18 protein-coding genes and 1 riboswitch are annotated in these 24386 nt (G+C 71.7%); of the genes, 9 read left to right on the forward strand and 9 right to left on the reverse strand.

Annotated elements, in window-relative coordinates; all coding sequences use genetic code 11:
* On the reverse strand, nt 1-1225 hold a 1225-nt coding region (locus DEJ21_RS03890; RefSeq protein ID WP_111223769.1), incomplete at its 3' end, for an acyl-CoA dehydrogenase family protein.
* Complete coding sequence (locus DEJ21_RS03895) at nt 1222-2655, reverse strand: LLM class flavin-dependent oxidoreductase (RefSeq protein ID WP_111223770.1); 1434 nt, start codon at nt 2653-2655, stop codon at nt 1222-1224. The genes DEJ21_RS03890 and DEJ21_RS03895, both read right to left, overlap by 4 nt.
* 102 nt (nt 2656-2757) lie before the next feature.
* Here DEJ21_RS03895 and DEJ21_RS03900 point away from each other — a divergent pair, with 102 nt between their 5' ends.
* Nucleotides 2758-4098: an MFS transporter gene (locus tag DEJ21_RS03900; protein WP_111223771.1), complete on the forward strand. Its 1341-nt coding sequence runs from the start codon at nt 2758-2760 to the stop codon at nt 4096-4098.
* Between the two features lie 129 nt (nt 4099-4227).
* Here the strand turns inward: DEJ21_RS03900 and DEJ21_RS03905 are convergent, their stop codons facing one another.
* The 4 genes from DEJ21_RS03905 to DEJ21_RS03920 form a co-directional block, all read right to left on the reverse strand.
* Nucleotides 4228-4848, reverse strand: coding sequence for an ATP-binding protein (locus tag DEJ21_RS03905; RefSeq protein WP_258374870.1), 621 nt, complete (start codon nt 4846-4848; stop codon nt 4228-4230).
* Complete coding sequence (locus tag DEJ21_RS03910) at nt 4841-7510, reverse strand: ATP-binding cassette domain-containing protein (protein ID WP_111223772.1); 2670 nt, start codon at nt 7508-7510, stop codon at nt 4841-4843. Before DEJ21_RS03910 ends, DEJ21_RS03905 begins: the two co-directional genes overlap by 8 nt.
* Nucleotides 7511-7512: 2 nt before the next feature.
* Nucleotides 7513-8151, reverse strand: coding sequence for an ECF transporter S component (locus DEJ21_RS03915; RefSeq protein ID WP_111223923.1), 639 nt, complete (start codon nt 8149-8151; stop codon nt 7513-7515).
* A riboswitch (TPP riboswitch) is annotated at nt 8146-8257 on the reverse strand. It overlaps the preceding gene by 6 nt.
* Nucleotides 8258-8338: 81 nt before the next feature.
* Complete coding sequence (locus DEJ21_RS03920; protein ID WP_027464636.1) at nt 8339-8659, reverse strand: hypothetical protein; 321 nt, start codon at nt 8657-8659, stop codon at nt 8339-8341.
* A gap of 128 nt (nt 8660-8787) precedes the next feature.
* Here DEJ21_RS03920 and glgX point away from each other — a divergent pair, with 128 nt between their 5' ends.
* Genes glgX through treZ form a run of 3 tightly spaced genes read left to right on the forward strand, consistent with a single transcriptional unit; the run spans nt 8788 to nt 15268 of the window.
* Complete coding sequence (gene glgX / locus DEJ21_RS03925) at nt 8788-11019, forward strand: glycogen debranching protein GlgX (protein ID WP_111223773.1); 2232 nt, start codon at nt 8788-8790, stop codon at nt 11017-11019.
* Nucleotides 11016-13517, forward strand: coding sequence for a malto-oligosyltrehalose synthase (gene treY / locus DEJ21_RS03930; RefSeq protein WP_111223774.1), 2502 nt, complete (start codon nt 11016-11018; stop codon nt 13515-13517). The genes glgX and treY overlap by 4 nt, the downstream gene beginning before the upstream one ends.
* The gene (gene treZ / locus DEJ21_RS03935; protein ID WP_111223775.1) at nt 13514-15268 is read left to right on the forward strand and encodes a malto-oligosyltrehalose trehalohydrolase; all 1755 of its coding nucleotides are present in this window, start codon (nt 13514-13516) and stop codon (nt 15266-15268) included. Before treY ends, treZ begins: the two co-directional genes overlap by 4 nt.
* 105 nt (nt 15269-15373) lie before the next feature.
* On the opposite strand, the gene DEJ21_RS03940 is transcribed toward treZ, so the two are convergent.
* Both DEJ21_RS03940 and DEJ21_RS03945 read right to left on the reverse strand, forming a co-directional pair.
* Nucleotides 15374-16168, reverse strand: coding sequence for a polyprenol monophosphomannose synthase (locus DEJ21_RS03940; RefSeq protein WP_071405494.1), 795 nt, complete (start codon nt 16166-16168; stop codon nt 15374-15376).
* A 183-nt stretch (nt 16169-16351) separates the two neighbouring features.
* Nucleotides 16352-17356, reverse strand: a complete 1005-nt coding sequence (locus tag DEJ21_RS03945; RefSeq protein WP_071405490.1) for an aldo/keto reductase family protein — start codon at nt 17354-17356, stop codon at nt 16352-16354.
* A 758-nt stretch (nt 17357-18114) separates the two neighbouring features.
* On the opposite strand from DEJ21_RS03945, the gene DEJ21_RS03950 reads away from it, so the two are divergent.
* The 4 genes from DEJ21_RS03950 (at nt 18115) to DEJ21_RS03965 (ending at nt 21591) form a co-directional block, all read left to right on the forward strand.
* Nucleotides 18115-18672, forward strand: coding sequence for a hypothetical protein (locus DEJ21_RS03950; protein ID WP_111223776.1), 558 nt, complete (start codon nt 18115-18117; stop codon nt 18670-18672).
* 109 nt (nt 18673-18781) lie between these two features.
* Nucleotides 18782-19342 (forward strand): YceI family protein, encoded by a 561-nt coding sequence (locus DEJ21_RS03955; RefSeq protein WP_027464630.1) that lies wholly within the window; start codon nt 18782-18784, stop codon nt 19340-19342.
* Between the two features lie 696 nt (nt 19343-20038).
* Nucleotides 20039-20605 (forward strand): TIGR03086 family metal-binding protein, encoded by a 567-nt coding sequence (locus DEJ21_RS03960; protein ID WP_111223777.1) that lies wholly within the window; start codon nt 20039-20041, stop codon nt 20603-20605.
* Entirely contained in the window at nt 20602-21591 is a 990-nt protein-coding gene (locus tag DEJ21_RS03965; RefSeq protein ID WP_111223778.1) for an aldo/keto reductase, read from the forward strand. Before DEJ21_RS03960 ends, DEJ21_RS03965 begins: the two co-directional genes overlap by 4 nt.
* 82 nt (nt 21592-21673) lie before the next feature.
* On the opposite strand, the gene DEJ21_RS03970 is transcribed toward DEJ21_RS03965, so the two are convergent.
* Entirely contained in the window at nt 21674-22600 is a 927-nt protein-coding gene (locus tag DEJ21_RS03970; protein WP_111088182.1) for an oxygenase MpaB family protein, read from the reverse strand.
* 95 nt (nt 22601-22695) lie between these two features.
* Between DEJ21_RS03970 and DEJ21_RS03975 the strand changes: the two genes are divergently transcribed.
* Nucleotides 22696-24378: a long-chain-fatty-acid--CoA ligase gene (locus DEJ21_RS03975; protein ID WP_111223779.1), complete on the forward strand. Its 1683-nt coding sequence runs from the start codon at nt 22696-22698 to the stop codon at nt 24376-24378.
* The last annotated feature ends 8 nt before the right edge of the window (nt 24379-24386 follow it).

Below are 24386 nucleotides of genomic sequence, written 5' to 3' on the forward strand. Positions count from 1 at the left end.
CCACCGGCCCCCGCCCGTGCAGCGCGTACTCCCCCACCATCCGCTCCTTGTAGACGGCCGGGTTGTGCGACGCCACCACCCGGGCGTTCCGCCAGTGCCGGTCCAGCCCACGCGTCCGGTCGGCCGCGGACGCCCCGCCGACCTCGAACAACTCGGACGCCGACCGCAGCACCCGCGGCCCGATCTCGACCTGCGCCTGGTACACGGCGTTCTCGGCGGCGTCGAGCAGCACGCGGTCGACGCCGACGCCGGGCTCGTTCGTCGCGACGACCCCGTCGAGCAGCCCCGCGGCGGCGACGACGAGTGACCGGGCGGTGAACGCCCCGGCCGACAGCCGCCCGAGCACCGAGAGCACCTGCGGGTCCTCCCCCGGCACGGCCGCCTTGGCGTGGATGTACGTGCGGGTCCGTGGTCGCACGAAGGCCACGGCATCGTCCGACACGGCCTGCCCGATCCCGGCGAGGACCGCCAGCAGGTACAGCTGGTAGAAGGCCTGGATGTGCGACAGCGGGGCGTCCCGGTACGCCGACACCGTCGACGGGTCGACCGACACCCCGTCGAACACGGTCGTGCCGGACGCCGTCAACCGCTGCCCGAAGCCGTCCCAGTCGTCGATGCTCGTCACGCCCGGCGCGGAGGCATCGACGGCGAACGTCACGCGCTCCCCGTCACGGTCCGCCGCCAGGTAGATCCAGTCCGCGTAGAGCGTGCCGGTCGAGTAGTACTTCGTGCCGTCGAGTCGCGCCGCCCCGGGCCCGGACGGCGTCACCGTCGTCGAGATGTCGGCCAGGGTCGTCCCGGTCCGCTCCGAGGTCGCGTTCCCGATGATCGCTCCGTCGACGATGCGTTGGAGCCACTCGTCCCGGCCGGCGGACGACGGCCGCAGCAGCACGAGCTCGGTGTACCCGAAGTGTCCCCGCCACAGGTGCGCGATGTTCGAGTCCGCCGCCGCCAGGTCCGCCACCAGGTGCGCGAGTTCGACCAGCGTCACGCCGAAGCCGCCGCGGTCCTCCGGCACCCGCAGCCGCCCGAACCCCGCGTCGGCGAGCGCCCGGACCTCGGCGTGCGGCAGCGGCCGGTCACCGGGCTTCCCGGACGCGAGCTCACGCTCGACCGCGCCGTCGCGGATGGTCGCGAACACGGGCGCGAAGCGTTCGCGCAGGGTCGCCAGACGGTCGGCCGGGAGGCCCGCCACACGTCCGTCGGTCGTCGTCGCGGCCGTCACGCGGGCACCTCCACCGCGCGGCTCGCGTCGTCCGCGTGGGCTGCGGTCGCGCCGGCGCCGCCCGTGAACGCTCCACGCCACTGCCGGGCGGGGTGCGAGTCCGGCAGCTGTGCGTGGCCGAAGAGCTTCTCGCGCAGGGTGCCCTCGCGGTACTCGGACTGCATCAGTCCGCGCTCCTGCAGGGTCGGCGCGATGTGGTCGACGAACTCCTCGTACGATCCGGGCAGCGTCCAGTTGATGACGTTGACGCCGTCGACGCCCGCCCGCTGCCAGTCGGCGAGCTCGTCGGCGATCTGCTCCGGCGTCCCGACGACCCGGGCGCGGAGCTTCGCGGACAGTCGAGCGAGGTCGGCGATGGTCGGTTCGCGGTCCCCGGCGGCCTCGCGGAGCCACTGCAGGTGCGACTGTCCGGCGTGGGTGCGGACCTCGGACAGCGGGGTGTCCGGGTCGAGGGGCTCGCCGGTGTCCGGGTCGAAGCCGAGGTTCGAGTGCACCAGGAACCCGTCGGCCGCCAGGTACTCGTCGATCTCCGCTTCCTTCGCCTTCGCCTCGGCCTCGGTGGAGCCGGTGACGAAGGTCAGGCCGAGGAAGAACGCGATGTCGTCCCGCTGCCGGCCGGCGGCCTCGGCCAGGTCACGGGTCTCGCGGATGAGCTGTTCGGTGGCGTCCCGGTTCGAGGTGAGGATGAACTGGGCCTCGGCGTTCCGGGCGGCGAAGGCACGGCCGGCCGGCGACGACCCGGCCTGGAACAGCACCGGGGTCCGCTGCGGCGACGGTGCCGACAGGTGCGGGCCCTGCACGTCGTAGCGCTTGCCGTGGTGGTCGATGCGGTGCACCCTGTCGGGGTCGGCGTAGCCACGGACGGGGTCCTTCAGCACGGCGCCGTCCTCCCACGAGCCCTCCCAGAGCTTCGCGCAGACCTCGAGGTACTCCTCGGCCCAGACGTAGCGCTCGTCGTGCTCCTCGAGCCGGTCGGCCCCGAAGTTCCGGGCGGCGCTGTCGAGGGCGCTCGTGACGACGTTCCAGCCGATGCGGCCCCGGCTGATGTGGTCGAGCGTGGAGACCTTGCGGGCGAAGTCGAACGGGTGCGCCTGGATGACGCTCGAGGTGAACGCGAGCCCGAGGTGCTCGGTCGACACGGCGAGCGCCGAGAGCAGCACGGAGGGGTCGTTCGAGGGGATCTGCAGCCCCTCGCGCAGGTTGGTCGAGTAGTCGCCGCGACCGGGGCCGTAGGTCCCGACGACGTCGGCGAAGAACATCGCGTCGAACTTGCCGCGCTCGAGGGTCCTCGCCAGGTCGGTCCACAGCGTCACGTCGTCGAAGTCCGCCTGCCGGGCGTCGGGGTGCCGCCACAGGCCGTGCTGGATGTGCGAGGTCGTGTTCATGACGAAGGCCGCGAAGCGCAGCGGGCGGTTCGGTGCATCGCTCATGTGTCCCATCGTGGTCGGCGGGCACCGCCCGACGACAGCGAAGTGACCTCCCGTTACGCGCGGTGTTCCCCGCGGCCCTGGACGCGACCATGCTCCTGAGGCATGCCGAGCCAGACCACCCTCACCGCGCCTCCAGGCCGTCCCGCTGCACCGTCGACCAGCGCGACCCGTCGTCGGGTCGCCCTCGCGTCGTTCGTCGGCACGACCGTCGAGTACTACGACTTCTACCTCTACGCGACGGCCTCGGCGCTGGTGTTCGCGCCGACGTTCTTCCCGTCCGTGACACCGGCTGTCGGGGTCATCGCGTCGTTCGCGACCTACGGCGTCGGGTTCGTGGCGCGGCCGCTCGGCGGGGTGATCGCCGGCCACCTGGGTGACCGGATCGGGCGGAAGAAGCTGCTCGTCGCGTCGCTGGTGCTGATGGGCATCGCGTCCACGCTGATCGGGGTCATCCCGTCCGCCGCGACCATCGGTGTCGGTGCCGTCGTGGCGCTCGTGTTCCTGCGGCTGCTGCAGGGCGTCGCGGCCGGTGCGGAGTGGGGCGGCTCGGCGCTGCTGTCCGTCGAGCACGCGCCGGAGCGGCACCGGGGGCTGTTCGGGGCGTTCACGCAGATGGGGTCGGCCGGTGGGATGCTCCTGGCGACCGGGGTCTTCACGCTCGTGCGGTCCCTGCTCGGCACCGAGGCGTTCCTGGCCTGGGGCTGGCGGCTGCCGTTCCTGTTCTCGGCGGTGATCGTGGCGGTCGGGCTCGTCATCCGGCTCGGTGTGCAGGACGCCCCGGTGTTCCAGGAGCTGCGCGCCTCGGGTGGGGTCGAGCGGTTCCCGGTGTGGCAGGCGATCCGGCAGCACCCGCGGTCGATCCTGGTGACGGCGGGCCTGCGCCTCGTGCAGCCGGCGCTGTACTCGATCCTGACGACGTACTCGCTGACCTACCTCGGCAACGTCCGGGGGCCATCGGGCTCGGACGCGGGGCTGCAGGCCGTGCTCGTGATCTCGGCCGTGTCGCTCGTGTCCACGCCGTTCTGGGGGTGGCTGTCCGACCGGGTCGGGCGGCGGGTGCTCACGATCTGGTCGGCGGTGGGCATCGCGGTGCTCATCTGGCCGTTCTTCGCGTTCCTCGACGCCGGGCCACTCGTGCTGCTGCCCCTCGTGGCGCTGATCGGGATGTGCGTGTTCCACGACAGCATCTACGGGCCGCAGGCGGCGTGGTTCGCGGAGCAGTTCCCGACCGGGCGGCGGTACTCGGGCATGTCGCTCGGGTACCAGATCGGGTCGATCTTCTCGGTGGGGCTGACGCCGCTGCTGGCCGCGGTGTTCGTGCAGCTCGGGGGCGGGTCGCCGTGGATCCTCTGCGGGTACCTCGGGGTGTACGCGGTGCTGACGATCGTGGCGGCGGTGTTCGCGGTGGATCCGCGGGCGGTGGCGCGGCGGGAGGCGGGCTGAGGTTTCGCGCTGGGCGACAGTTCTCGCCTTCCGGAGGCCGTGAGGTGTCGCTGAGCGCGAAACCTCGATGCTCGCCGCCGGCCTGCGCCGCGGGCCGTCGGCCGCCGCGGTGCGGCGCGGGCCCGCGCGCTACGTCCGCAGGACCACGTCGGCCAGGGCGGCCGGGTCCTCGGCGGCGATGAAGGCCTGTTCCTGCGCGGCCCAGCGGTCCCACTCGCGTGCGAAGACCTCGCCGTCGCGTCCGATCGCCCGGTCCCAGCGCACGGCGTCGTCGGCCTCGAGCCACACCCGCAAGGACGCCAGCGGTGCCGACGCCCGCGACAACGCCCCGCACCCCTCGACGACGATCGGCAGGTCGGGGTCCACCGACGCCCAGTCCGCGGCTGCATCGGCCGCCCAGTCCCAGCGCCGGTACCCGCTCGGTGCTCCGAGGACGTCCGTCACCACGGCGTCGGCAGCCGCACGCAGGCCGTCCCACCCCGGGTACAGGTCGTCCAGGTGCACGAGCTGCGCACCGAGCTGCTCCGCGACCTGTGCTCCGAGGGTGGTCTTGCCCGTGCCGGACCGGCCGTCGATGAGCACGACGGCGCGCCGACCCGTGGCAGCGGCGACACCGGCGGCAGCAGCGGCCAGGCCGGGGGCGAGGTCACCGGCGGCGGTGCGCGTCGCGGCCGTCGCGCCGTCGCCGGCCGACGTCTGCGTCGGCCGGTCGGTGCCCGTCGTGCCGGCTGCAGGCTCCGCGTCAGGCACGCCACGTCCCCACGCTCACCGCGACCGCGATCGACACCGCGCCGATGCCGACCAGCGCCGCCACCATCGCCCACTCCGGCCCGGCGAACCGCGCGACCCGCGCCCAGGTCCGCCGTCCGGGAGCACCGAACCCCCGTGACTCCATCGCCACCGCCAACGTCGTCGCCCGGCGCAGCGCGAGCACGAGCAGCGCGAACGCCATCGTCGCCCCGCGGCGGAGCCGTCCGGAGTCGGCCAGCCCTCGGGCACGCCGCGCCATCGCGAGCTGTCGCCAGTCGTCGACGAGCAAGGTCATCATCCGGACGGCGGCGAGCGCCCCGAGCACGAAGCGCGCGGGCAGCCGGAGCACCTGCGCGAGCCCGTCGGCCAGGTCGGTCGGGTCGACCCGCACGAACAGCGCGATGGCCGGCACCCCCACCGCGAGGACCCGGAGCGCGGTCGCCAACGCCAGCGTGAGTGACCCGTCGGTGACGTGCGCGAACCCGAGGTCGAACCACTCCCGACCCGAGGGCCTGCCGTACAGCGCGATGCTCACCGCCGTCAGCGGGACCGCGAGGAGCACCGGTGCGAGTCGGAGCAGCAGGGTCCGGACCGGCAGGCGCAGGAGCGGCAGGAGTGCGAGTTCGAGCGCCAGGGCGACGGCGGCGGAGACGACGTCGAGGCTGAGCACCAGGCAGACGCCGAGGGCGAGCACACCGATCAGCGAGGCGACCGGCTGGACGCCGGGGATGCCGGTCGCGCGGGCCGGCAGCGGTCGTCGCAGGGGGTTCGTGCGGTCGGTTCGGTCCGCCGCGTCCGCCGCGTCCGGCGCGTCCGTGCGGTCGGCCGTGTCGATCCGGTCTGGAGGCCCGGGGCGGCTTCCGGCTGTCGGTCCCGTCTTCGGGGTGGTCGCGTCCGACGGCCCCGGGTCGCGCCCGACGGTCCGGGCGCCGTCCGGCCCGAGCACGACCTCGTCGGCGTCGAGTGCCCGGACGAGATCGCGGTCGTGGGTGACCGCCACCACCGTGGTGCCGGCGTCGGCCAGGGCTCCGAGCCGCCCGACGACGGCCTGCCACGTGGCACGGTCCTGCCCGGAGGTCGGCTCGTCGAGCACGACGACCGGCGGCCGGGCCGCGATGACCGAGGCGATCGCGAGTCGTCGTTGTTCGCCCCCGGACAGCGTGAAGGGGTTGGCGTCGGCCAGGTGTGCGAGCCCGAACTCGTCGAGCAGCGCGGTGGCTCGTTCGGCGGCGTCCGGCGCGTCGAGTGCTCGGGGGCCGGCCTCGATCTCCTCGCGGACGGAGCGGGCGACGAACTGGTGCTCGGGGTCCTGGAACACCGTGCCGATCCGGGCGGCGAGTTCCCGGCTCGTCCAGGCGTGGGGCGCTGTGCCGATGCCGTCGGCGAGGGCGTCCGTGGCGCGGAGCTCACCGGCTGCCGGTGGGAGCAAGCCCGCGAGGGTCAGCCCGAGCGTGGACTTGCCCACGCCGTTCGGTCCGGTGACGGCGAGGACCTGCCCTGCCCGGAGCCCGAGGTCGATGCCGTTCCCGACCGACTGCTTCCCCCGAGCCGTGCCGAGCCCCCGGGCCGCGAGCAGCACCGCTGTCCCCAGGTCACGCTCCCCCGCGTCGACCCCCTCACCGGGCTCCCCCTCGCCGAGCGGGCGGAATGCCGCGGTCGCCCCGCCGGACGCCCCGGGCATTTCGCCCGCTCGTCCAGCCGACGTCATCTCCCGCGCCCCCTCGCCGGGCTCCCCCTCACCGAGCGGGCGGAATGCCGCGGTCGCTCCGCCGGACGCCCCGGGCATTTCGCCCGCTCGTCCGCGCGCACGCTGCAGCCGCCGCGCAGAACCACGCTCCGGTTCGGCACCGGGCACCCAGACCCCGGCCGCCGTGAGTGCCTCGCCGTGGTCCGCCAGCACCCGGGCCGGCGGACCGTCCGCGACCACGCCGCCGCCCGGTTCGAGCAGCACGAGCCGATCGACCAGGTCCAGCCAGGTGCCGATCCGGTGCTCCACCACGAGCAGCGTCGCGCCGGTCTCGTCGAGCAGTGCCCGGACGGCGTCGTGCACCTGCGCCACGCCGTCCGGGTCGAGGTTCGCGCAGGGTTCGTCGAGCACGAGCGCACCCGGCCGCATCGCGAGCACGCCCGCGAGCGCCAACCGCTGCCGCTGCCCACCGGACAGCTGCGCGGTGGAGCGGTCGAGCGGCAGGTCGAGGCCGACGACGTCGAGCGCCGTCCGCACCCGGTCCCAGGTCTCGTCGCGGGGGACGCCGGCGTTCTCGCAGCCGAAGGCCACGTCGTCGCCGACCCGGGACATCACCGTGTGCGCCTCGGGGTCCTGCATGACGAGACCGACACGCCCGCGGACCGCGCGGGGGTCGGCCTCGTCGACCAGGAGTGTCCCCTGCACCGAAGCGGCGGTGTCGTCGGTGGCGTCGGGCTCGTCGGGCAGCACGCCGGCGACCGCTCGCAGGAGCGTCGACTTGCCGGCACCGGACGGCCCGACGACGGCGACCCGCTCCCCCGGCTGGACGGTCAGGTCGACGTCACGGACGGCCCAGGCGTCGCGCTCCGGGTACCGCCAGCCCCAGCCACGGAACGCGATGCGCGCCCCGCGGACGCCGGCACCTGCGCCGGCGTCGCCGCCGGTGGAAGGGGACGTCGCCGACGGAGCGGGCACGGTCACACCATTGCGCGGGGTTCGCGACGGCTGTGCTCGCGGCCGGCCGCGAAGGACGACAGCACCCCGGTGCGGGCGAGAGCCCGGACGATGAGCCACGATCCCGCCCCCGCGATCACGGCACCGGAGATGACCGCACAGATCACGTAGACGACCTTGAAGGCGACGTCGAGCCCCGGGTACCAGAGGACGGTGTCGTTGATGCCGAGCGCGAGTCCGGCCGCGGCACCGGCGAGCACGACGACCGGCAGGCGGTAGACGCGGTACAGGAACAGCGCGAGGACGATCTCGGCGCCGAGGCCTTGGACGAGCCCGGCCTCGAGCGTGAGCCATCCCCACTGGGTGCCGAACAACGCCTCGACCGAGGCGGCGACCATCTCGCCGTAGAGCGCGGCGCCGGGCTTGCGGACGACGATCGCGACGATCGGTCCGGCGAGCAGCCAGACCCCGCCGAACAGGGCCTTCGTGCCGGGGAGCACGAGGTCCATGACGGCGCTGATGGGCTCGTAGCCGAACTCCCAGAGCCGGAAGACGACTCCGAGGGCCACCGCGAGGACACTCGCGACGACGATGTCGACGACCCGCCAACGCAGCGATCGCCGCGGAGCGGTGGTGACGGTTGTGGACGTGCCTGAAGGCATGCTGCTGACTCCTCCCTGCGCCGGCATGATCCGGATCAGGTTCGACGGTCGGAGCGCCGATCGCTCCCTCTCAGCCCGGCGGTCCCGGACTCCCGTGTGTGTGCCAGCAGTCTAGACGCGGTCGCGACCGCGTGACGGACTGGAGGCCCGTGGCGGCGTCGCCACGGGCCTCCAGTCCGTCAGGTGGTCACTTCTTGAGCGCGCGCACCAGCTTGCGGAGGACACGCCCGGCCACCCACACGAAGGGGATGCCCACGACGATCAGCGAGATCGGGTTCGGCTCGAACACGAGGTCCTTGCCCGGACGGCGCACGTAGGCGCCGACGGGGGCCGACAGGCCGCCGCCACCGCCGCCACCGTTCTCGTCGTCCCCGCCGCCACCGAAGCCGAACCAGCTGACGGACACGGGGATGAGGGTCTGGTCGCCGACCTCGACGGGTTCTCCGTAGTTCGTGGAGACCCCGAGCGGGCGGACCTGGTCTGCGATCTTCGAGACGATGTTGGCCATGCGCGCGACGCTACTCGTCCGTTCCTCCACAGGCCGCGGGGCGCATCACGCATCCACAGCTGGGGCTTGTCTGCGGACGCGGACGAGCGCCGCCGATATGTTGGCCGCACCCACACCTGGAGGACCGTTTGCACACCTGGCCCGGAAACCCGTACCCGCTCGGGGCGACCTACGACGGGAGCGGCACGAACTTTGCGCTGTTCTCCGAGGTCGCCGAGCGCGTCGAACTCTGTCTGTTCGATTCCGACGGCAACGAAGAATGCGTCCGCCTGCTCGAGGTGGATGCCTACGTCTGGCACGCGTACCTCCCCAACATCGGCCCCGGGCAGGAGTACGGCTTCCGCGTGCACGGCCCGTACGACCCGGACTCCGGCGCGCGCTGCAACCCGTCGAAGCTCCTGCTCGACCCGTACGCCAAGGCGACGAGCGGCGAGATCGACTGGGACCAGTCGCTCTTCTCGTACACGTTCGGCGACCCGGACTCGACCAACGACGAGGACTCCGCGTCGCACATGATGAAGGGCGTCGTGATCAACCCCTTCTTCGACTGGCAGGGTGATCGCCCGCCGCGCACGCCGTACGGCGAGACCGTCATCTACGAAGCGCACGTCAAGGGGCTCACGGAGACCCACCCGGACGTGCCGGAAGAGCAGCGCGGCACCTACGCCGGCGTCGCCCACCCCGCGGTCATCGAGCACCTGCAGCGCCTCGGCATCACCACGCTCGAGCTCATGCCGGTGCACCAGTTCGTGAACGACTCGACCCTGCAGGACAAGGGGCTGTCGAACTACTGGGGCTACAACACCATCGGTTTCTTCGCGCCGCACTCGGCGTACTCGTCGTCGGGCGACCAGGGCCAACAGGTCCAGGAGTTCAAGACGATGGTGCGCGAGCTGCACCGCGCCGGCATCGAGGTCGTCCTCGACGTCGTCTACAACCACACCGCCGAGGGCAACCACCTCGGCCCGACGCTGTCGTTCCGCGGCATCGACAACGCGGCCTACTACCGCCTGGTCGACGACGACAAGAAGTTCTACATGGACTACACGGGCACGGGGAACTCGCTCAACGTCGGGCACCCGCACTCGCTGCAGCTCATCCTCGACTCGCTCCGCTACTGGGTGACCGAGATGCACGTCGACGGGTTCCGCTTCGACCTCGCCTCGGCACTCGCCCGCGAGTTCTACGAGGTCGACCGGCTGTCGGCCTTCTTCGAACTGGTGCAGCAGGACCCGATCGTGTCGCAGGTCAAGCTCATCGCCGAGCCGTGGGACGTCGGCCCCGGTGGCTACCAGGTCGGCAACTTCCCGCCCCAGTGGTCCGAGTGGAACGGCAAGTACCGCGACACCGTCCGTGACTTCTGGCGCGGTGAGTCGTCGACGCTCGGCGAGTTCGCCTCCCGGATCTCCGGCTCGGCCGACCTGTACGAGCACGACGGCCGCACGCCCAAGGCGAGCATCAACTTCATCACCGCGCACGACGGCTTCACGCTGTACGACCTGGTGGCCTACAACGAGAAGCACAACGAGGCCAACGGCGAGGACAACAACGACGGCGAGAGCCACAACCGGTCGTGGAACTCCGGCGCCGAGGGCCCGACCGACGACGAGTCCGTGAACGCCCTGCGGCTGCAGCGTCGCCGGAACTTCCTGGCGACCCTGCTCCTGAGCCAGGGTGTCCCGATGATCGCGCACGGCGACGAGCTCGGCCGGTCGCAGTCCGGCAACAACAACGTCTACGCGCAGGACTCCGAGCTCAGCTGGATCGACTGGGACAGCGCGGACGAAGACCTCATCCAGTTCACCGCCGACGTGGTGAAGCTGCGGCACGACCACCCCACGTTCCGCCGGACCCGGTACTTCAACGGCCGTCCGGTCCGTCGTGGCGAGGGCGAGCCACTGCCCGACGTGGTCTGGCTGACCCCCTCGGGCGAAGCGATGGACCCCGAGGACTGGGACTCCGGCTTCGGCAAGAGCGTCGGCATGTACCTGAACGGCGAGGGCATCCGCGGACGCGACGCCCGTGGTGAGCGCGTCACCGACGTCGGCTTCATCACGTACTTCAACGCCCACGACGACGTCGTGACGTTCACGCTCCCGCCCGAGGAGTACTCCCCCGGCTGGACCGTCCGGATCGACACCGCCGACCCCGGCGCCCGCGACGAGGTGCTCGACGCGGGCACCCCGCTCGACGTCCCCGCCCGGTCGATGATCGTGCTGCGTGCCGAGCCCGACCACGAGGTCACCAGCACCCCGGTCGACGCCGAGCAGAACGGCGCCCCCGCACCGGACGCCCCGCAGGACGCCGTCACCCCGGTGAACCCGGCCGGTTCCACCGCACCGAGCGGAACCGCCCGATGACCGCCGGAACGCCCGGCGCCGCGAACCGCGTCCCCGCGTCGACGTACCGGCTGCAGGTCTCGGCCGACTTCGACCTCGACGCTGCCCGCGACCTGGTCGACTACGTGCACGACCTCGGCGCCGACTGGCTGTACCTGTCGCCGGTGCTGCAGGCCGAGTCCGGGTCGAACCACGGCTACGACGTGGTCGACCACACGCGGGTCGACACCGACCGCGGCGGCGACCAGGCGATGCGAGCGTTGGCCGAGGCCGCGCACGCCGTCGGGCTCGGGGTCATCGTCGACGTGGTGCCGAACCACGTCGGCGTCGCGACCCCCGAGTCGAACCCGTGGTGGTGGTCCCTGCTCGAACTCGGGCAGAGCTCCCCCGTGGCGTGGGCCTTCGACGTGGACTGGGAGGCCGGCGACGGCAAGCTCCGGGTCCCCGTGCTCGACGACCGGCTGCTCGAGGCGGTCACGCTCGACACGTCCGACGCCGAGCGTCCGGTGCTCCGCGTCGGCGAGACCGCCTACCCCACCGCCCCCGGAACGGTGCACGACGGCGACACCGTCGAGACCGTCCACGACCGCCAGCACTACGCGTTCGTGCACTGGAAGCGCGCCGACCACGACCTGAACTACCGCCGGTTCTTCGCGGTGAACACCCTCGCGGCGATCCGCGTCGAGGAGCCCGAGGTCTTCGCGGCCTCGCACGGGGTCATCGGCGGCTGGTTCCGCGACGGGCTCGTCGACGGCCTGCGCATCGACCACCCGGACGGGCTGTACGACCCGGCGGGCTACTTGCAGGACCTGGCGGACCTGACCGGTGGGGCGTACACCCTCGTCGAGAAGATCCTCGAGCCCGGCGAGCAGCTGCCGAGCTCGTGGCCGGTCGACGGCACCACCGGGTACGACGCCCTCGGGGTGCTCGACCGCGTGTTCGTCGACCCCGCGGGTGAACAGGCGCTGACCGCGGCGTCGGGCGCCGAACCGACCGACTGGCAGCAGCTCACGCACGACACCCGACGGGGCATCGCCGACGGCATCCTCGGCAGCGAGGTCGAGCGGCTCGCACGCCTGCTCGCGCCGAGCGCCGCGACGGAGACGATCACGCACGAGCGGATCGTCGACGCGGTCGCCGAGATCGTGGCCTCGTTCGACGTGTACCGCACGTACCTGCCCGAGGGCGCCCACCACCTCATCACCGCGCTCGAGCGCGCCGCCGAGGCCCGCCCGGACCTCGACGACGTCATCGACCGGATCGCACCGGCACTCGTCGACCCGACGAACGCCGCGGCGGTCCGACTGCAGCAGACCAGCGGCATGGTGATGGCGAAGGGCGTCGAGGACACGGCGTTCTACCGCACCTCACGCCTGTCGTCCCTGAGCGAGGTCGGCGGCGACCCGAGCGTCTTCGCGGTCTCGGTGGCGGACTTCCACCAGGCACAGCGCGAACGGCTCGGCAGCTGGCCGCACACCATGACGACGCTCACCACCCACGACACCAAGCGCAGCGAGGACACCCGCGCCCGCATCGCCGTGCTGGCCGAGCTCGGCGACGAGTGGGCTGCCACCCTCGAGCGTTTGCAGTCGCTCGTGCCGTTGCAGGACCGCGTGTTCGCCGACCTGCTCTGGCAGGCGATCGTCGGTGCCCGGCCCGCCAGCCGTGAGCGTCTGCACGCGTACGCCGAGAAGGCCTCCCGCGAAGCCGGTGACAGCACCACCTGGACCGAGCCCGACGAAGCGTTCGAGCAGCAGATGCACGCGATCGTCGACGCCGCGTTCGACAACCCGGACGTGGTCGCCGTGCTCGACGCCCTCGACGAGCAGATCGACGCCGCGGGGTGGTCGAACGGTCTCGCCCAGAAACTCGTCCAGCTCACCGCCCCGGGCGTTCCCGACGTCTACCAGGGCACCGAGTTCTGGGACCGCTCGCTCGTCGACCCCGACAACCGTCGTCCGGTCGACTACGCCGAGCGGCGTCACGTGCTCGCCGAGCTCGACGGCCCGGACGACGACGGCCCCGAGGACCTGCCGGCCATCGGCATCGACGGTGCCGCGAAGCTCCTGGTCACGACCCGCGCACTGCGCATCCGTCGGGACCACCCGGAGCTGTTCACCCGGTACCTGGAGCTCGAAGCCACCGGCAGCGCGGCCGACCACGTCATCGCGTTCGACCGCGGCGGTGCCGTGACGATCGCGACGCGTCTGCCGATCGGCCTCGACCGGGTCGGCGGCTGGGGCGACACGCTGGTGCACGCCGTCCCCGTCGAGCGCATCGACCTGCTCACCGGCCGACACGTCCCCGCCGACCGCGGGATCCCGCTGGCCGACCTGCTCACCACCTACCCGGTCGCGCTCCTCGTGCCCGCCGACGCGATCGGTGCAGCCGACCACGCCGACGCGGTGACCGCCGTGTCCGACGCGAGCGGTGCCTCCCGGCCCGCCGCCGACCGCACGACGGACGCCACCGAGACCGACGCGCAGGCCGAGATCGACATCCTGGAGGGTCACGCATGACCGCACCCGACCGTTACGCCGTCTGGGCGCCCGAGCCGGACCGGGTCCGGCTCGTCGTCGACGACGTCGAGTACCCGCTCACCAAGGGCGACGACGACTGGTGGTCCACCGACGCCGTGATGCCGGTCGTCGGTGCCCGGTACGGCTTCCGCATCGGCGACGACGACGCGATCCGACCGGACCCGCGCAGCCGGTACCAGCCCGAGGGCGTGCACGGCGCGTCCGAGGTCGTCGACCCCGCACGGTTCGCGTGGACCGACGAGTCGTGGACCGGACGTCCGGCCCGCGGTGCCGTGATCTACGAGATGCACATCGGTACCTACACGCCCGAGGGCACGCTCGACGCCGCCGCCCAGAAGCTGGACCACCTGGTCGAGCTCGGGGTCGAGTTCGTCGAGCTGCTCCCCGTCAACGCCGTCAACGGCGAGTGGAACTGGGGCTACGACGGTGTCGGCTGGTTCTCCGTGCACGCCCCGTACGGCGGCCCGGACGCCTACGACCGGTTCGTCGACACGGCGCACGCGCTGGGGCTCGGCGTCATCCAGGACGTCGTCTACAACCACCTCGGACCGAGCGGCAACTACCTGCCGCTGTACGGCCCGTACCTGCTGGCCGGGCTCGGCAACACCTGGGGCGACTCGGTGAACGTCGAGCACCCCGAGGTCCGTCGGTACGTGCTCGACAACGTGCGCATGTGGTTCCGCGACCACCACGTCGACGGGCTGCGGCTCGACGCCGTGCACGCGATCCGCGACACCACCCGCCCGCACGTGCTGGCGTCGATGGCCGACGAGACCGACGCCTACTCGTCCTTCATCGGCCGTCCGCTGTCGCTCATCGCGGAGTCCGACCTCAACGACCCGGTGATGTTCCGGCCGCGTGAAGCCGCCGGGTACGGCCTCGCCGGGCAGTGGTCGGACGACTTCCACCACGCCGTGCACGTGGCGCTCACCGGCGAGACGAACGGCTACTACGCCGACTTCGCCCCGCTGTCGGCGCTGGCGAAGGTGCTCGAGGACGGCTTCTTCCACGACGGCACGTGGTCGTCGTTCCGCGGCAAGCGGCACGGCCGGCCGATCGACCGCGGGACCTCCCCCGCAACGGCCCTGGTCGTCGCGAACCAGAACCACGACCAGATCGGGAACCGCGCCGCCGGCGATCGGCTCGCCGCGACGCTCGACGACGAGGGGCTCGTGATCGCCGCGGCCCTGACGCTGCTCGGGCCGTTCACGCCGATGCTGTTCATGGGCGAGGAGTTCGCGGCCTCGACGCCGTGGCAGTTCTTCACCTCGCACCCGGAGCCCGAGCTCGGCAAGGCCACCGCCGAGGGGCGCATCGCCGAGTTCGCCGAGCACGGCTGGGACGAGTCAGCGGTGCCGGACCCGCAGGACCCGACGACGTTCACCAACTCCAAGCTCGACTGGGCCGACGTCAGCTCCGAGCGCGGTGCGGCGATCCTGCGGGCCTACCGGGTGCTCATCGCCCTGCGGCGCACCGACCAGGCGTTCGTCGACCACCGCTACGAGGCGAACGCCGTCCGCTTCAGCGAGGACCGCCGCTGGCTCGTGCTCACGCGCGGGCTGCTCGGCCCCGACGTGGCGCCGGTGCACGTCGTGGTGAACTTCGCCGACGACGCAGCCGAGGTGCCGGTGCCTGACGCCGTGGGCGAAGAGCTCTACGGCTTCGGCGCGACCGAGGTCGATGCCGGCGTCGTCCGGTTCCGCGGCCGCGGCGTGGTCGTGCTGCGCTAGCCGACCGCGGGCTGCGCGAGCCACCGCTGGCAGCACACACGAACGGCGACGAACCCCCCGGGTCCGTCGCCGTTCGTGCGTGCAGGCGCTCGCGTGTCCCCGGCGTCAGCCCGCGTGGTCGGCGACCGCGTGCGCGTTCTTCCGCACGGACGGCAGCTTGCGGTGGTCCTTCACCAGGGAGCGGGTCTCGCGGATCCGGCGGTCGATGCCCCACTTCGTCACGAGTGCCAGGCTCTCGCGCACGATGTTGCCGCTCATCTTCGAGACGCCGAACTCCCGCTCGGTGAACGTGATCGGGGTCTCCACGACCCGGAGACCCGCCTCGAGGGCACGCCAGCACAGGTCCACCTGGAAGCAGTACCCCTTCGACGCGACCCCGGCGAGGTCGATCCGCTCGAACGCCCGCGAGGTGAACACCCGGAACCCGCCGGTCGCGTCGCGCACCGCGATGCCCAGGGCGAGCCGCGTGTACAGGTTGCCGCCGCGGGAGAGCAGGAGGCGGTACCAGGGCCAGTTCTCGACCTTGCCGCCCTTGATCCACCGGGAGCCGAGCACCAGGTCGTTCGAGTCGGCGAGCTCGAGCATCCAGGGCAGGTACTCGGGGTGGTGGGAGCCGTCGGCGTCCATCTCGACGAGCTTGGCGTAGCCGTGTTCCAGGCCCCACGCGAAGCCGGACAGGTACGCGCCGCCCAGGCCGTCCTTGACGGTGCGGTGCATGACGTGCACCCGGTCGGTCTCGCGGGCGATGGCGTCCGCGATGTCGCCGGTGCCGTCGGGTGAGTTGTCGTCGACGACGAGCACGTGCACGGAGTCGTCGGTCGCGGCCAACGTGCGCTCGACGATCGGCCGGACGTTCTCGGCTTCGTCGTAGGTCGGGATGATGACCAGGGTCTCGCTCATGGTGCTCCTCGTGCTCCACCCGAATGTACCGAACGGAGGCTGCGCTCCTCCGCGGAGCGCGCTGCGAACACGGTCAGCGTGACCGGTCCTCGCCTGGACGTGGGCGGGTTGGACACGCACCGAGACGGACGGGAGGCCCGGTGCCAGCTGGCACCGGCCCTCCCGTCCGTCGGTCGGTTGCGTCTACGCGGGGCGCGACGACGGGGACACGTTCTTGGACGCGTCCCGTTCCGGGATGTCGCCGAGTGCCTCGTCGATCGCCGCGAGGGCGTCCGCGTCGAGCTTGACGCCGGCGGCCTTGACGTTGTCGGTGACCTGCTGCGGACGCGAGGCACCGACGATGGCGCTCGCGACGTTCTCGTTCTGCAGGGTCCACGCGATCGCGAGCTGCGCGAGCGTGAGGCCGGCCTGGTCGGCGACGGGCTGCAGGCGCTGCACGGCTTCGAGGACCTCGTCGCGCATGAACCGCTTGATCATGTCCGCGCCGCCCTTCTCGTCCGTGGCACGCGAGCCCTCGGGCAGGGGCTGACCCGGCTTGTACTTGCCGGTCAGGACGCCCTGCGCGATGGGCGACCAGACGATCTGCGACAGGCCGAGCTGCTTCGACGCGGGGACGACCTCGCCCTCGATGACCCGCCACAGCATCGAGTACTGCGGCTGGTTCGAGATGAGCTGGAAGCCGAGTTCCTTGGCCAGTGCGGCACCGGCGCGGATCTGCTCGGCAGACCACTCGCTGACGCCGATGTAGAGCGCCTTGCCCTGGCGGACGACGTCGGCGAAGGCCTGCATCGTCTCTTCGAGGGGGGTCTCGTAGTCGTAGCGGTGCGCCTGGTAGAGGTCGACGTAGTCGGTCTGCAGTCGCTCGAGCGAGCCGTCGATCGACTCCATGATGTGCTTGCGGCTGAGGCCGACGTCGTTGTGCCCCTTCGGGCCGGTCGGCCAGTAGACCTTCGTGAAGACCTCGAGGGACTGGCGTCGCTCGCCCTTGAGCGCCTCGCCGAGGACGGTCTCGGCGGCGGTGTTGGCGTACGTGTCCGCGGTGTCGAACGTGGTGATGCCGGCGTCGAGCGCTGCCCGCACGCACTGGGTGGCGACGTCGTTCTCGACCTGCGAGCCGTGCGTCAGCCAGTTGCCGTAGGTGATCTCGGAGATCTTGAGTCCGGAGTTGCCCAGGTACCTGAATTCCATGTTCCCGACGCTACTGGAGTGAGCGCGCACGTGAGGGGTCCCGCGAGTGCCTGTCGGGGTGGCGGGCGTGTGGGGCGTGTGCGGTGGTCGGGTCGGGTCGGGGTCGGGACCCGCGAGCGGGCGAAATGCCACGGTGCTCTTGCCAGCCGACCCACACATTTCGCCCGCTCGCCTGGATGACCCCGGGCTGCGACTTCCGCGCTCCCTGCGATCGCCTCCACCCCCGCGAGCGGGCGAAACACCGCGGTGCGGTCGGCAGCCGGCACGGTGTTTCGCCCGCTCGCGGGGGCAACTGTCCCTCCACATGGGCGAGGGCGGGCAAGTCGTCCACAGAGGAGGCCCGACTCCCGTCCTCGGGGTCGGCTCGCCGTCACGCTGTGGAGATGACCGCAAGACGCCGACTCCCGATGGCACTCCGCGACGCTTCGTTCCGGGTACGGGACGCGCTGCACAGAGGCGTTTCGCGGGGCCGACTCGAGGCTCGAGATCTCGTCCGCCCGTTCCACGGCATCCGATCAGCGTTCCCACCGGAGTCCGTGGATGAACGCGCAAGGGCGCTCGCTCCTCGACTCCGCCCCGATCAGGTCTTCAGTCACGTCACTGCGGCAGCGATCATCGGCGTTCCGCTCCCCCGTCGTCTCGAACGCGATCAGCGGTTGCACGTCACGACGATCGGGACCGACCAAGCGCTCCGGGTCCGCGCCACGGTTGGCCACCGAGCCCGGTACGGATCTGTCCGCGCGACGATCGCACGAGGAGTGCCACTGACCACTCCGGCCGACACGTTCGTCGCACTGGGCTCGATGCTGACGCTCGACGAACTCATCGTCGCGGGCGATGCGCTCGTGGGGTGGCTCGGCTGGGCGACGCTCGACGAACTCGTCCAGGCCGTCCGACGACGACGGGGCATCCGCGGGATCGTGAAGCTCCGCCTCGCGCTCGACGAGGTCCGGAGGGGATCTCGGTCTCCCGGAGAGACCCGGACACGGCTGGCACTCGTCCGCCGCGGACTCCCGGAACCGGCACTCAACCACGATGTCGTCGTCGACGGGCAGTGGGTCGCATGTGTGGACCTCGCCTACCCCGAGGCCAGGGTCGCGATCGAGTACGAGAGCGATCTGCACCGGACCGATCCAGCCACCTTCCGGAAGGACCTGACGCGCGGAGAGCACCTCAAGGACGTCGACTGGTGGCTCGTCAGAGCAACAGCAGACGACGTCGCGCACGGCGTCGACCGTTTCGTGGACCGCATCCGTCGGCTGCTCGAGGTCGGCGCCAGAGGAGCCCACGACACGCGGTTTGCGACACTTGGGTGAACAATGGTTGACGCTTCAACCAAAACGGTGCACACTGTCGTAGTATCAACTCGATGCAGGCGCATGGAACGCGTCGCACCGCAGACTCTCGTTCGGAAGAAGGACCACCATGACGCTCACCGCTGACACCGTTCCCGGCTACAAGACCGGCACCTGGAAGATCGACCCGACCCACTCCGAGGTCACGTTCTCGGTCCGCCACCTCGCCATCAGCAAGGTCAAGGGCAAGTTCGAGACGTTCGACGCCACCGTCGTCACCGCCGAGAACCCGCTCGAGTCGACCGTCGAGGCCAACATCGACGTCGCGTCGATCAACACCGGCCAGGAGCAGCGCGACCAGCACCTCAAGACGAGCGACTTCTTCCTCACCGAGGAGCACCCGCAGCTGACCTTCCGCTCGACGAGCATCGAGGCGAAGGGCGACGACCTGCACATCGCGGGCGACCTGACCCTGCGCGGCGTCACCAAGCCGGTCGTCCTCAAGGCCGAGCTGGGCGGCTTCACCACGGACGGCTACGGCCAGGTCAAGTTCGGTGCCGAGGCGACCACGAAGATCGACCGCACCGAGTTCGGTGTGAACTGGAACGCGGCGCTCGAGGCCGGCGGCTTCACGCTCGGCAACGACGTCACGATCAACCTCGACGTCCAGTTCGTCCTCCAGGCGGCCTGAGCCACCTCTGACTCAACGCCCGACTGAGGGCACCGAGCAGCACTCCCCGAACCCGAGAAGAACGCCCCGACTCCGCACGGAGTCGGGGCGTTCTTCATTGCCCGCCGCTCCCCCCGACCACGAGCGGGCGAAACACCCCGGAGCCTCGTCCTGTCTCGTCAGGCATTCCGCCCGCTCGAAGATGCCGGGCGCCGAAGTCGACGCCGATCCCCGCGATCACGCCCACGCCGGAGCCCGTGCCCACGCAAACCCCGACCCCCACGCCGAACGCACACGCACATGCTTACGAGCGGGCGAAACACCATGACGATCCCCGTAGCACGCCGGACATTTCGCCCGCTCGCGCAAGGACCCGGGCGGGAGGTGGGCGAGCGACCCCGGCGGAGATCGGAAGCGCGGCCGAGCGGGCGGAATGCCCGGGACACAACGGAGACGAAGTGCGGCATTTCGCCCGCTCGCGCAAGGGGTCCCACGGAGCAGCACGAAGGCGCGAGCAAGGGCAAGGGCGCGCGCACGAGCGCGCACCAGCGGGCACGAGCGACCGAGCGACCGAGCGCCGACCGGCCCCCGTCCGGCCCCCGCCCCCGCGTAACGTTGGCACGTGCGACGACACCGAGGGAATCCGCACGCCGGACCCCGAGTTGCACGGAACGCACCAACCACGAGCACGCCCGCACGACGAACAGGAGCACCACCATGGCCACCGACTGGATCGCGATGCAGGCCCTCGCGGCAGCCGAGTTCGGCCGCCGCGTCGCCGCCGTCGCCGACTGGGACGCCCCCACCCCCGACTCCGAGTGGACCACCCGCGACCTCGTCGCCCACGTCGTCGACGAGCAGCGCTGGATCCCGAAGCTCCTGACCGGGTGCGACTACGCCCAGGCCCAGTCCGACCTCGAGCCGATCGGCGACGACCTGGTGGCCGAGTGGCACCGGTTCGCCACGGCGGCCACCGACGCCTGGCGGAACGCCCCGCAGGACACCCCCGTGCACCTCAGCACCGACGTCGTGCCCGCCTCGCAGTACCTCACCGAGCAGACGAGCGACATCACGATCCACACGTGGGACCTCGCCCGTGCGACCGGCACCGAGGAGTCCCTGCCCGACGAGCTCGTCCGCGCCGTGTGGGAGTACTTCGAGCCGCAGATCGAGGACCTCGCCGCCACCGGCCTGTACGCACCCCCGGTCGACGTCACCGAGGACTCCCCGCTCCAGGTCCGCCTGCTCGCCGTCACAGGCCGTGATGCCAGAGTGACTGCATGACCACCGACACGAAGCGCCTCGGCAACTCGGGGCTCGAGATCAGCAACGTCGTCCTCGGCATGATGTCGTACGGCGACCCGGACCGCGGCTCGCACGCCTGGAGCGTCGGCATCGACGAGGCCCGCCCGTTCGTCCGTCGCGCGTTCGAGGCCGGCATCACGACCTTCGACACCGCGAACGTCTACTCGGACGGCAGCAGCGAGGAGATCACCGGCACGCTCCTCGCCGAGCTGGCTCCGCGCGAGGACGTCCAGGTCTTCACGAAGGTCTTCAACCGGATGCGTCCCGGCCGGAACGGCGCCGGGCTGTCCCGCGCGGCGATCATGCACGAGATCGACGCCTCCCTGACCCGGCTCGGCACGGACTACGTCGACCTGTACCAGATCCACCGCTTCGACCCGGTGACGCCGATCGAGGAGACCATGGAGGCCCTCCACGACGTCGTCAAGGCCGGCAAGGCGCGCTACATCGGCGCGAGCAGCATGTGGACGTGGCAGTTCGCCGAGATGCAGCACACCGCCGAGCGCCACGGCTGGACGAAGTTCGTGAGCATGCAGGACCAGTACAACCTGCTCGAACGCGAGGAGGAGCGCGAGATGCTCCCCTTCTGCGAGCACACCGGCGTCGGCGTCATCCCGTGGAGCCCCCTCGCCCGCGGTCGCGTCACCCGCCCCTGGGACGCCTCCGGGTCGGGCTCGCGCGCGCAGACCGACGAGTTCGGCAAGACCCTCTACAAGCAGGACGAGGACGCCAACCGTGCGATCGTCGACGCGGTCGAGGCCGTCGCCACCGAGCGCGGCGTCCCGATGGCGCAGGTCGCCCTGGCCTGGGTCGCCGGCAAGCCCGCGGTCTCCGCGCCCATCGTCGGCGCGACGAAGGAGCACCACATCGACGATGCGGTCGCAGCCGCCTCGCTGACGCTCACCGACGACGAGGTCACGCGACTCGAGTCCGCCTACACGCCCCGGGTGCCGTCGGGTTTCTGACGCCCCCACGAGCGGACGGGAGGCACGGTGCCAGCTGGCACCGTGCCTCCCGTCCGTCACGTGGTCGCGGTGACCGCCGTGGTCAGGCGACCGCGCTGCCGTCGGCGCGCTGCAGGCGCGCGATGCGCCGCCGCGCGGCCCGTTCGGAACCGGTCTGGTCGTCGAGCACCGCACCGATCCCGTCGAGCACGAGCTTCGTGGTGCGGACCACCGGCAGCTCCACCGGGCCGACGATCGGCGCACGGAGGCCGAGGAGCGACCGGTGCCGCGGGTCGAGCGTGGACACGGCGCCCTGGAACACCGCGCGGTAGCCGGGTCGCAGCAGGCGGGAGAGCGGCGGGTCCTTGATGAACCGGACGACGTCGCGGGTGCGCGAGTCGACCAGGAGTTCACCGCGGTCGAGGTATCCGTTCATCTGGGCACGGAGCTCCGCCTCGGACTCGGGCGGGTCGACGATGCGCATGAGCCGCCCGGCCTCGGCCCACTCGCGGACGTAGGCGTCGGCGCCTCCGGGGATCGGGCCTCCCCAGCGCTGGGCGGCGCGGAGGAACGCATCCGTGAAGGCGAGGTGCACCCACCGCGCCAGGTCCGGGTCGTTCGCCGCGTAGGGGCGGGCGGTGCCGTGCGCGTCGACGTACTGCCCGCGGACCCGCTCGTGCAGCCGGAGCACCCAGTCGCTGCCGCTGCGGGCGGTCTGCCGGTCGCCGTACGTGACGGTGGCGATCCACCGGCTGGTGCCCGCCAGGCGACCGAACGGGTCCTCGCGGTACCGGGAGTGGTCGGCGACACCGGCGAGCGCGCCGGGGTGCAGCGCCTGGACGAGCAGTGCCCGCACGCCGGCGACGATGCCGTGGCTCCCACCGTGCACCGCCCACGTGGCCGAGCCCGGACCGAAGAAGCCCGCGTCGGTGCCGTGTTCCAGGTCGTCCATCCAGGCTTCCGTGCCGGTCGAACCACCCGTGAACGTCCGGTTGAGGCGGGACCGGAAGACGTCGGAGACAGTGGACATGTCGTCATGTTCCGTCCGTCACCTGGGCGCGGGGGTGGCATCGCGCAAAGTGGCCCTCCCAGCGTGCACGGGGGTGGCCCACTAGGTTGGGTCGGGTGAGCATCGACACGCCTCGTCCCTGGCTTGCCTCGTACGCCCCGGGGGTCCCGCACGACATCGAGGAACAGAGTGGTTCCCTGTACGACCTGGTCGAGCAGTCGGCCCGGAAGTTCCCCAGGCAGGTCGCCCTCGAGTTCTTCAAGCGCACCACGAGCTACGCCGACCTCGAGGAGCAGATCCTCCGCGCGGCGAACGGCCTGCGGAAGCTCGGCGTGGGCGCGGGTGACCGCGTCGCCATCGTCCTGCCGAACTGCCCGCAGCACATCGTGGCGTTCTACGCGGTGCTGCGGCTCGGTGCGATCGTGGTCGAGCACAACCCGCTGTACACGCCGCGGGAGCTCCGCCACCAGTTCGAGGACCACGGCGCCAAGGTCGCCATCGCGTGGGACAAGTCCGTCGCGACGCTACAGGACTTCCCGGCCGACGTGCACCTGGACGCGATCGTCTCGGTCGACATCACCCGCGCCATGCCCCGGAGCACCCGGCTCGCCCTGGCGCTGCCGGTCGCGAAGGCCCGCGAGTCCCGCGCGAAGCTGACGGCGAAGGTGCGCGGCACGGTCAAGTGGGACGACCTCGCCGACACCCGCAAGCTGTCGAAGCGGCACCCGCGGCCGGCCACCGACGACGTCGCGCTGATCCAGTACACGTCCGGCACCACCGGGACGCCGAAGGGCGCGGTGCTGAGCCACCGGAACCTGCTGGCGAACGCCGCGCAGGCCCGGGCGTGGGTGCCGCAGATCCGCCGCGGCGACAACGTCGTGTACGCGGTGCTGCCGATGTTCCACGCCTACGGCCTGACGCTCTGCCTGACCTTCGCGATGAGCATGGCCTCGCGGCTCGTGCTCTTCCCCGCGTTCGACCCCGCCCTCGTCCTGACGGCGATCAAGCGCCACCCGCCGACGTTCCTGCCGGCCGTGCCGCCGATCTACGCGCGGCTGCAGCACGCGGCCGACTCGGCGAAGGTGTCGCTCAAGGGCATCGAGATCGGCATCTCCGGCGCCATGCCGCTGTCGCAGGACATCGTCGAACCGTGGGAGACCCGGACCGACGGCTACCTGGTCGAGGGCTACGGCCTGTCCGAGTGCTCCCCGGTCCTGATGGCCAACCCGGTCTCCCCCGAGCGTCGACTCGGGTCGATCGGCCTGCCGCTGTCCTCCACCGAGGCGCGCGTGGTCGACCCCGACGACGACACGAAGGTGCTCGGCATCGACGAGCCCGGCGAGCTGCAGGTCCGTGGCCCGCAGGTGTTCCGCGGCTACTGGGGCAAGGCCGAGGCCACCGACGAGGTCTTCACGCCCGACGGCTGGTTCCGCACCGGTGACATCGTGGCCATCGACGCCGACGGGTACGTCCGGATCGTCGACCGCCTCAAGGAACTCATCATCACCGGCGGCTTCAACGTGTCACCGTCCGAGGTCGAGGACACCCTGCTCAAGCACCCCAGCGTCAAGGAGGTCGCGGTCGTCGGCATCACGCAGGGCGGCAACGAGCAGGTCGTCGCGGCGGTCGTGCCGAAGGACCCCTCGACGTTCGACGCGGCCGCGCTCCGGGCCTGGTCACGCGAGCACCTGGCGGCGTACAAGGTGCCGCGCCGGGTCGTCGTGGTCGAGGACCTGCCGCGCTCGATGATCGGCAAGGTGCTGCGGCGGAAGGTGCGGGACCAGATCCTGGACGGCTGACGCGCGGG

Origin of the sequence: Curtobacterium sp. MCSS17_006 (assembly GCF_003234215.1) — a bacterium.
In the GTDB taxonomy this organism is placed as follows: Bacteria; Actinomycetota; Actinomycetes; order Actinomycetales; family Microbacteriaceae; genus Curtobacterium; species Curtobacterium flaccumfaciens.